Below are 328 nucleotides of genomic sequence, written 5' to 3'. Positions count from 1 at the left end.
TGCATATACATACTTCTTCCGACAAAAACGTTGCTGAGTTTGTAACGAAGGAGAGAAACAGGTGAAACGCCTTTTTCTTTCATCCCATTACATCTGGCAAGAAGCTTGCTGACATGATGCCTGGAAAAAAATCTTTGAACGCAATCAATTAACTCGTTCTCATCGCAATGGTTTTGTGGTATACTGGACATGGCATAAATCTCCTTTGTAAAAATGGTTTCTAGTCAATTCCATTATACCAAACGGAACAGGTTTATGCCTTTTTTATTGGCTGAAATATTGAATTTTCAAGGTTCAACACACCGTATTGGTGTGGGAAGTTTTAGTT

Annotated in this window: 1 pseudogene; it reads right to left on the bottom strand. The window is 37.5% G+C overall.

The features are described 5' to 3' along the window. Positions 1–191, bottom strand: a pseudogene (locus H6A32_RS16020) (hypothetical protein); the annotation flags it as partial. Between the last annotated feature and the right edge of the window lie 137 nt (positions 192–328).

Source organism: Drancourtella massiliensis, from assembly GCF_016900655.1.
GTDB classification, from domain to species: domain Bacteria; phylum Bacillota; class Clostridia; order Lachnospirales; family Lachnospiraceae; genus Sellimonas; species Sellimonas catena.
Note: the sequence above shows the minus strand (reverse complement) of the source record. Positions and strands in the feature narration are given on the sequence as shown.